The 10,000-nt window shown below is 33.2% G+C and carries 6 protein-coding genes; 1 reads left to right on the top strand and 5 read right to left on the bottom strand.

What is annotated here, in order from left to right:
• Nucleotides 1–396: alpha/beta hydrolase (locus tag LDL23_RS01195; RefSeq protein WP_291264071.1), on the top strand; the 396-nt coding region annotated here is incomplete at its 5' end.
• Here LDL23_RS01195 and LDL23_RS01200 read toward each other — a convergent pair.
• From LDL23_RS01200 to LDL23_RS01220, 5 genes are all read right to left on the bottom strand, one after another.
• On the bottom strand, nt 393–2,573 hold the full coding sequence (locus LDL23_RS01200) for a S41 family peptidase (RefSeq protein ID WP_291264072.1): 2,181 nt from the start codon (nt 2,571–2,573) through the stop codon (nt 393–395). The genes LDL23_RS01195 and LDL23_RS01200 overlap by 4 nt on opposite strands.
• Nucleotides 2,574–2,645: 72 nt before the next feature.
• Nucleotides 2,646–5,423 (bottom strand): PD-(D/E)XK nuclease family protein, encoded by a 2,778-nt coding sequence (locus LDL23_RS01205; protein ID WP_291264073.1) that lies wholly within the window; start codon nt 5,421–5,423, stop codon nt 2,646–2,648.
• A gap of 63 nt (nt 5,424–5,486) precedes the next feature.
• Nucleotides 5,487–6,890: an OmpA family protein gene (locus LDL23_RS01210; protein ID WP_291264074.1), complete on the bottom strand. Its 1,404-nt coding sequence runs from the start codon at nt 6,888–6,890 to the stop codon at nt 5,487–5,489.
• 104 nt (nt 6,891–6,994) lie between these two features.
• Nucleotides 6,995–8,191, bottom strand: a complete 1,197-nt coding sequence (gene kbl / locus LDL23_RS01215; RefSeq protein WP_291264075.1) for a glycine C-acetyltransferase — start codon at nt 8,189–8,191, stop codon at nt 6,995–6,997.
• Nucleotides 8,192–8,225: 34 nt separating this feature from the next.
• Nucleotides 8,226–10,000: 3'-5' exonuclease (locus LDL23_RS01220; RefSeq protein ID WP_291264076.1), on the bottom strand; the 1,775-nt coding region annotated here is incomplete at its 5' end.

A 10,000-nucleotide genomic window follows, 5' to 3' on the forward strand; every position in this document is an offset into this window, starting at 1 on the left:
AATCGTGACCGCGCTATTATTGCCGTGAAGCAAAATTATTCGGCATTCATTCGTATGAGTATTGCTAATTTGTTTAGTGAAGACAATCGCGAACGTTTAGCTGATATTATAGAAGAAGTAAAATTAGAAGCTTTAAAAACACCACTTCAAGGCATTGTTGCTGCATTAGAAGGTATGAAAATCAGGAAAGACCGCGAAGTTATTTTGCATTTTGCGCCTTATCCCATTCAGCTTATTTTAGGCAAAAAAGATCCTGTTTTAAACTACGATGATAATTTAGAACAAATCGAAGGCACGCAAGTACAACTCACCACTTTTGAAGATGGTCACATGAGTCATTTTGAAAACCAAGCGGAATTATTGGCGGTTTTGAATGGTTTTTTGAAAAGGGTTTAGTTATTAATCAACTCGATAGCTTTTTCTAATAATTCATCTTTTCCTGAACGAATTCCTTTAATGGTTGGTTCCATTTTAATATCTGGAACAATTCCAATACGTTGTGTTTCAGAACCATCAGGAGTTAAAACGCCAATTCCAGAAATGTAAGTAAAAATATTTCCAGGTAAAATAATTGTCGAAACATTTCCATCTGCTCCAGCTGTTGTACTTCCTAATACTTTTGCGTTTGGTGCTACTCGTAACGCCATTGCTGAATATTCTGCTTGACTTTGGGTTTCTTCATTAACTAATATAATTACTTTTCCTTTAAAAGCATCTTTATTTTTACCTCCTACTTGTATTTCTCCTCCTCTAAAAGTAAACAATCCTGGTGTTTTAATATCTCCAGCGGTGAACTTTACAAAGTCTTTTTTCTCATTTAGTAGATAATTACTCAAACTAAATATAATAAAATCAGAAGGATAACATCTTAAATCAACTATCAAGCCTTTTTTATCCAAAAACTTATCCATTATTTCATTGATTTCACCTTTTTTCAATGTTCCTGGATAAATGTAACCTATGTTTTCATTGATAATTTTATGCGAAACTGGTTCTTCTCTGAAATACTTGTATTTGATTGTACCAATGACTACATCTTTAATTCCTGAATTGTTTTCGATTGTAAGCTGAATAGAATTATCATTTGTTCGCAACATTTTTCGTGCCACATCTCGCAATTGTGTAGGATAATTGGAAGCTGGAAAATACTTCAAATTATTGTTTAACCAATCCTCCACTTTTACACCATTAACAGAAACAATTACATCACCAACTTGTAAATTAGCATCTTTAAATTCGTCTTGTAATTTAACAACTATAGCTTTGTTTTCGACAAATTTTATTTTTATAGGAGCAACATTTTCGCCAAAAAAAGCATCTAAAACAGAATTATATCCCCAAATATTAGCATGTGTATCTTGAATTTTTCCAATAAGTTCTAACAGGGTCAAAGTATACTCTTTTTGATCTTTTGTAGCGGTCATTCTCGGAATGAATTCTGTTAAAACTGAATCCCAATTTTCATCCATCAAATGACGATTTGGAGAAAAGTATTCAATCATGTTCCAATATCTAAAAACCGCTAAAAGCTTAACTCCAGTATCGGAATATTCCATTTTACTGTACACTTTCTCATCAGTAAAATTTGGATTATTTACAATTTTATGTAATTTGATGTAATAGTTTTTATCACTTCTTTCAGCTTTATTTACCTTTTGTAGTAATGAAGATAAATCAGAAGAAATTAAATTGGTATCGGAAATCCATTTTGTGTTAGGAAGTAACTTAATAGTACTTTCTTTCGGAAGTTTTTGAGAAGTAGTTTTGAAAGTCCCTAATTTGTTAATCCATTGCACTAATTCACCATCAAAGTTTTGACTATTTATTTTTGGTAACATTCTAAACAACTCATAATCCCAGCTGATTTTACCTTCGGCTATCGCTGGATGATAGTATTTCACAAACCCCCAAACTTTTCCTAATACAAATAGATTTCGCTTTTGAATTTCGTTTAGATTTGTAATTTCAAATTTTGAACCTGCATCAAATTCTGTGTCTTTATCAATAATGGAAAGTTCTTTTTCAACAGGTTTTAGTTTTTCAATTGGTTTTCCATCAATGGTGACTTTAAAATTATCAAACCAAGCTTTTCCTTTACCAACTAAAATTCCTGCGACATAAATTTCATCTGCATTTTCTTTGAAATCAATTGTTACAGTGTGTTTTTTCCATTCAGAAGTTCCTTGCAATTTTTGGCTTTGCATATTATCAAATCCAACAGATTGTTCGTCTTTATCTATTCTAATTAGTAATCCAACGAAACCATCTGAAACATTTTCATATTTCATAAAGCCTTCTAAAGTGATTTTTTTACCTTTAAAATTTGCAGGAAGCTTGTAAGCAACACAACCAAAACCTTCACCTTCCTTGACATTAACAAGCATGCTGTTTTTTCCAGAAACGGCATTAGTCGAATCCATTTTTAATTCACTATCTCCCCATCGAATCCAATCCTTTGGCAATTCATCCTCTTTAGAATATTTTTCAAAATCAAGATTAAAAACAGGTACCTGATTTTGCGAAAACAAAATATTAACCAATAAAATGAATGCAAAAGAGAAGATTTTTTTCATAACTATGTTTTTCGGTTACTATAACTTTTGTAAAGAAAACGAAAAAGAATGTAAGAAAATTGTAACGAAATGTTAAACCTTTTCCTTAAACGCAATTTCTGGATTGAAAATTTCCAAAATCAACGTTTCTAATTCCGATTTAAAATCTTCTAAGATTTCAGTTGAAATAATAAGTTCAGCATCTTTTCCTTTACCTAATCCGAAAGGTAAAAAACCGTTTTTCATGTTTTTGAACGAAACAATTCCTGCGGAAACTTCTCGATTTTGTTTTAATTCGTGATTTTCAAACATCAAAGCATAACATAGTAACTGAATGATTTTTTCATTTTTTATATCAGATGTCAAATCACCAAAATCTTGAATTTTTAAGCTATTTCCATCTACTTTTCCGGTTTTGTAATCGATGATTCTGATGGCGCCTTCTCGCTCTTCAATTCGGTCGACTTTACCTGCTATTTTTATTGAAAAGGGTAAAGATTTCACTTCAATTTCACAAGACAAACTCGCTTCTAACAGTAATACTTTTATAGCTTGACCGTCTTCGATGTCTTTCTTTTCCAATTGTAGAAAATTGTATACATTTCGTTTCGCTACTTCAAACGCCAATAGGTTTTTTCCTTTGGTAATTTCGCCTTCTTTGTAAATTTCTTTGAAATGTTTTAGAATAACTTCATCAATTTTGGCTTCCATCGCTTCGATATGATGCAATGCCAAAAACTGATTCAAATATGGCGTATACAATTCTTCCAAAGCATTGTGAATAATGGTTCCCAACGTATTTACTGCGATGTTTTCTTCAACTTCATCAGCTTCGTTAATGCGCAAAATACGTTGCATATAAAACTGTAACGGATTTCGAATATAATTCGTCAACGAAGATGGTGAAAATCCTTTATCCGTTGCGATTTCGTGTAAACGGGTTAAGATTTTATCAGTTTTTGGAATCGTAACGGGTTCGTATGCTTTTTCAGGTAAAACTGCGTTATAAATGGTACTTGTAATGTTGTGTTTTGGTTGTTTCTCGATTTCTAATTGGGTAATGAAACGGCTTTTTTCTCCAGCATCAATTCCTTCGTTGTCGGTATTATAAAGCAACCAAATGTTTTTCGCACGCAATAACAAATGATAAAAGTGATAGCAATAAATCGCATCTTTTTCTTTGTAGGTAGGCAAACCTAATTCTTTCTTTACATCATACGGAATGAATGAATTCTGCGATTTTCCAGCTGGAAATTTGCCTTCGTTTACTGAAGTGATAATCACATTTTTAAAATCTAATACACGGCTTTCTAAAACACCCATTACTTGAAGTCCTGACAAAGGTTCGCCTTCGAAAGAAACTTCCGCTAAATCGATAATTTGCTTGTAAATCGCTTGAAGCGATGGCAAGCTTTCAATTTGATTATAAGTTTCGTGATAATTGGTTAATTTATTTATCGTTTTAAAAACGGAATACACAAAAGCTTTCGTAACTTTTTCTTCGGCATCATCGTTGCTTAAATAGGATTTTATGATAAGTAAAATCGAATTCAAATTCACTAAAATATCGGAAATTGAATCATCCCAACGTGTAAATAATAATTTGAAGAATTTGTTTTCTGTATTTGGATATTTCTCTTCGTATAAACTGAATAATTTTTGATTCGAAAAGAAGGTAAAATTGTTGTTATTAATCACTTTTACTACTTCTTCCACTTTACAATACGGTTCCACCAAAGGATGATTCAGAATATCTAGAACTTCTTTGTAATAGAACGTGTAACTTTTTTCGTTTCGTTGTTTAGCATTGGTATGCAACTTAAACAACTTGCTAATCAACAATTGTGCAGGATTATTTTTACTCGGATAACCCATCGTAATATTCAACGCATCAACCGATTCTGGCAAACCGTATAAAACAGGAAGCAACAGGTTTTCGTCACCTAGAACAACAGCGGTTTTTTCTAAATTTGGGTTTTCAGATTGATTTTTTTCAATAATCGTTCCCACAATTTTGGCTTGACCGATACTTTTTGGCGTACCAATAATTTCGATATTCTTTTCTTCACTAAAGTGATTTACTACCCATTCGAAATCTTGATTTACGAAAGGCTTCCATTCTTTCTTGAACTTTCTAATGAACAAACCAGCATCGTGATACGAATCATTTAAAAACACCTCATCGATATCCCAATAAATTTTGGCTTTGTTCTCGTTGGCTAAATGTTTGAATATTCTTTCTTCAGCTTGATTTAAAGCATTGAAACCTGCAAAATAGATTTGATTAGTAATGGTTATGGTAAACGAAACTAAGTTTTTTACAGCTTCTCTGTACAATAAACCTTGATAACCGATTCCTTTTTTTAATAAATGCTCATAAAAAGATTCGTAATACAAAGGCAATTTAGCCCAAAACTCTAAATGAGTTGTGATTAATTTGGTTTTGTCTTGTGGTTGTAAATCCCAACGTTTTAATGCTTCGATATCTTCTAAATAGGAGAATACGTGATTTGGGTCTAATAAATAACGATCGATTTCATTAAAATCTTGAATAGCAGTTTTTGCCCAAGTAGCAAATTCTTCGAAGCTTTGCTGTTTGGATTTTTCTGTAACAGAAAGATAGACTTCGTAGAATTCGAATAACAATTCAATTGGATCAATGGTACGAAGACCCGAAATCTCTTGAATGAAATCTTCAATACTAATGATAGTCGGCGCAAAAGAAGTAGTTTCTAATTGATTTTTTAAACTCTCTAAAAGAAATACTTTGGCTCTTTTATTGGGTAATACAATCAAACAATTTGACAATTCAATATCAGATTGTGATAAAATTATGGCGCTTAACTTATCTAAAAAAGTATCTTGTTTCATTTTATAAAAATAAAAAAACGTCCCGAAATATCGGGACGTTTCTTAGTATATTTTAGAAAGAAATTATTTAACTAATTTCACTTCTACTCTTCTGTTGTTAGCTTTACCTTTAGCAGTTTTGTTAGAATCTACTGGCATAGACTCACCAAAACCTTTAGAAGATAATCTAGAAGCATCGATACCGTTTTCAACTAAGAAGTTTTTAACAGCAGCAGCTCTATCTTCAGATAATTTTTGGTTCATTGTATCTTTACCATCAGCATCTGTATGACCTTCTAATGAGAACTTAGCAGTAGGATACTCTTTTAAGATAGCAGCCATAGCTTTTAAAACTGGAATTGTTTGTTTTTGGAAAGAAGCTTTACCAGAGTTAAACAAAATAGTTTTACCGTAATCATTTAATTTTTTCATTGCATCGTCAGATACTTCTGGACAACCATTGTTAGCAACAGTACCAGCTACAGTAGGACATTTGTCATCTTTATCAGCAACACCGTCACCGTCAGTATCTGGCCATGGACAACCTGCGTTATCTTTAGCACCAGCTACAGTAGGACATTTGTCATCTTTATCAGCAACACCGTCACCGTCAGCATCTGGACATCCGTTCATCATTTTAGTTCCTTTGTCATCTGGACAAGCATCTTCTTTGTTGATGATTCCGTCACCATCATTATCAGGACAACCGTTTAATTCTTTAGTACCTGCTTCTTCTGGACAAGCATCTTCTGAATCTTGGATTCCGTCTTTATCTGTATCTGGACATCCTTTGAATTCTGGTAAACCAGCAACTTCTGGACATGCATCATCTTTGTCGTAAATTCCGTCACCATCTGTATCTTTACCTCCAAATTTGAAAGTTAAACCAGCAAAGTGTTGGATGTGAGTTGGGATATCAGCGTTTGGAGTTCTGTTATCGTCAAATGAATGTTTGTAAGTAGATTGGAATTGTAAACCAACTTGCTCAGTAAACCAAAAAGTTAATCCTAAACCTCCATTAACTGTACCTGCAGAAGCATCTCCAAGGAAATTGTAACCTCCACCAATGTTAACAGAAGGATCTAACCATTTAGATTTCAATAAATCCATAAAGCTGTATTTAATAACAGCATCAAAAGCATAATAATTTAAGTTACCTGGGTTTGCAACATCATCAGTTGATTCAGTTCCAGGAACTCTAGAAATCCATTTATCAATTGTGTTAACAGAACCTGTTAAACCAAATGAAAAACCGTCTCCAACGTATCTAGATACGCTTAAATAAGAAACTGAAGGTAAAACATTCCAGTTTTCTTTAACATTTAATAATTGGATGAATTTTGGACTGTCATTACCAACAGCACTAACTTTAGTGTCAACTCCATTTACCCCAAAAGACACTGCCCATGGGTTGTTGCTATCTTGTGCTTGCGATGTTAAACCAGCAAACAATAAAGCTGCAGCAAATAATTTGTTAAGATGTTTCATACTTGTTTTATTTAATTACAATGCGTTATAATTAGAACAAAAGTAATACGTTTTTTTTAACTACAAAAAGTTTTGTTAAAAAAAATTACTTATTTGTCGGATTTTTACTTGATTATTCCTAAATTTTTGGCCACTTCTGTAAAAGCTGCGATTGCTTTATCTAAGTGTTCCTGCGTATGTGCTGCCGATAATTGCACGCGAATACGCGCTTTATCCTTAGGAACTACCGGAAAGAAAAATCCAATTACATAGATTCCTTTTTTTAACAGTTCTTCTGCCATTACTTGCGATAATTTGGCATCATATAACATAACTGGCACAATTGCAGAGTCGCCATCGATAAAATCAATACCTGCTTTTCTTAAACCTGCTTTGAAATAATTGGTGTTCCACTCTAATTTATCTCTTAATGTCGTATCTTTTTCTAATAATTCGAAAACTTTTAATGAAGCACCTACAATTGAAGGCGCTAATGAATTTGAAAACAAATACGGACGAGATCGTTGACGTAAAATTTCTATGATTTCTTTTTTAGCGGTTGTATAACCTCCCATAGCTCCACCAAGTGCTTTTCCAAGTGTTCCTGTGATGATGTCTACTCTTCCCATTACACCTTTAGCTTCTAATGTTCCTTTTCCTGTAGCTCCGATGAAACCAGCGGCGTGACATTCGTCAACCATAACCATAGCATCATATTTATCGGCTAAGTCACAAATTTTATCTAGTGGCGCTACTAATCCGTCCATTGAGAAAACTCCGTCGGTTACAATTAATTTAAAACGGTGACCTGCTTCAGTTGCTTTGATTAACTGTTGCTCTAAGTCTTCCATATTGTTGTTTTCGTAACGGTAACGAGCTGCTTTACACAAACGAACACCATCAATAATAGAGGCATGATTCAAAGAATCAGAAATAATACAATCTTCTTCTCCTAATAAAGGTTCGAAAACTCCTCCATTCGCATCAAAAGCCGCTGCGTATAAAATAGTATCTTCTGTTCCGTAGAAATCGGCAATCTTTTTTTCTAATTCTTTGTGAATATCTTGCGTTCCACAAATAAAACGTACTGATGACATTCCGAATCCATGAGAATCCAAAGCATCTTTTGCTGCTTGCACTACTTCTGGATGTGATGACAATCCTAAATAATTATTCGCACAAAAGTTTAAAACCGTTTCACCAGTCGAAATCGTAATTTCTGCTCCTTGAGGCGAAGTGATAATGCGTTCTTTTTTAAATAATCCGTTTTCTTGAATCGTATTTAATTCGTTTTGTAGGTGTTGTTGGATTTTTCCGTACATAATATGTTTATTGTTACTAGTTTGTTGTTTAGAATTACAAAGTTACTATTTCTATACTTTCTCCTATATATATAAGTGCTTTTTTTGCAACGGTATAGTTCATTTCTTGTAAAGCCTTTTCGTATTCTTCTAATTGGGCTTTGTGTTTGTTGTGTTTTTCTCCAGTTTTGTAATCTAACAAATACGCCACATTATCTTTAATCACAACTCTATCGGGTTTACTGTTTTTAGTAGCTTTTTTGATGATGTTTTGTTCGTTGAAAACTTTTGCATTGGCATCAAAAAACGAAATCAATTCTTCATGATGCACAATTTTTTCAATCGTTTCTTTAAAAATTGCATTTTGGGAAAACGTTATCAATCCCAATTCCGTTGCTTTTTGAATGGCTAAATCCACATCGTCTTTCGTTTGAATAAACGCCATAATTTCGTGCAAAATATTCCCAAAGTTAATCGCATCCTGCTGAATTGTTCCCCACATTAGGGCTTCGCGCTGTGCTATTTTGATATTTTTTGGATTTAATTTATGCGAAACAATTCCGATTTGATTGTGATTGCCATCGTGAGATTTGTTAGTTGAAATTCGGGCTGGATTTCCAAACTCGTATTCTGATTTGGTTTCTTCATATTTTCCTGAATTTTGTAGAAATTCTAAGAAATAGTGAGATAAATTATTGGTAACCAAATCGCCTTTTTTCGTTTTTAGTTTATTCGAAATCACATACAATTGCTCTTCGGCTCGGGTTAACGCCACGTACAAAACATTAATTGTATCTAAAACTTCTTCTTGATTTTTAGTTTGGAAAATTGCTTTTGCTTCGTTTCCATAACTTTCCACTTCTTTTTTATTGTTGATAAGCGCTTTTGGAAAATTCACATTTGCATCTTCTAACGGAATCCACAATTTGTCTTTAGGTTTGCTTGAAAAATTTTCTTCAGCAAAAGGAAAAATCACCACCGGAAATTCCAATCCTTTTGATTTGTGAATCGTCATGATGCGAACCGCGTTTGTTCCTTCTGGTGATGGAATACTTTTTTGGTAGCCAATTTTGTCCCAATACTCTAGGAAATCCGCAATACTCGATTGTACTTTGACATCTTTCTCTAAAACCAAATCCAAGAAATATTGCAAATACGAAGTATTCACTTTGTCATTTAAGAAAGTTGCGATTAAAATTTCAACTGCTTCGTATAATGATTTCTTCTTGCAATTTTTGAACGAAATTTCAATGCCAATAGTTTTCAAAAACGCTTCTAATTCTTCCGAATTTTTATCTTTTGCAGCCAAAATGAAATCATGAATTTCTAATTCTGACTGTAAATATTTCGCAATGAAATACAAGAAATAGACTTTCGATTCGTCGTCTTTCGGATTTTTTAAATAACGAAGCAACGCAATCAACAATTTAACTTCCGTTGCATTTTGAATCAATAAGGTTTCCGAAGACAAAATCGGAACGCTGTTTTCGGTTAAGAAATTCGCCAACTTGATTCCGGGTGCTTTGGTTCGCGTAAGCAACACGATATCTTTGTATTCAAATCCGTTTGCGACACATTTCTCGATGGTTCTCAACGTTTGATTCAAGTAAAATTTATCTTTTACCGAAATCGAATCGTTATCCGAATCAAAACCTTCTACTTCGGTTTCGTCTTCTGGCACTTCGATGAATGACAAATTCACATAACCGCCCATTTTGGAATTGATTTCCTGATGCGAAAGGTTTTCGTATAAATTTTTATAATCTAGATTTTCAAATTTATCCGATAATTGCTTAAAAAACGCATTATTGAACTGAATGACTTCGGAAT

This window comes from Flavobacterium sp. (assembly GCF_020217025.1).
Lineage (GTDB): Bacteria > Bacteroidota > Bacteroidia > Flavobacteriales > Flavobacteriaceae > Flavobacterium.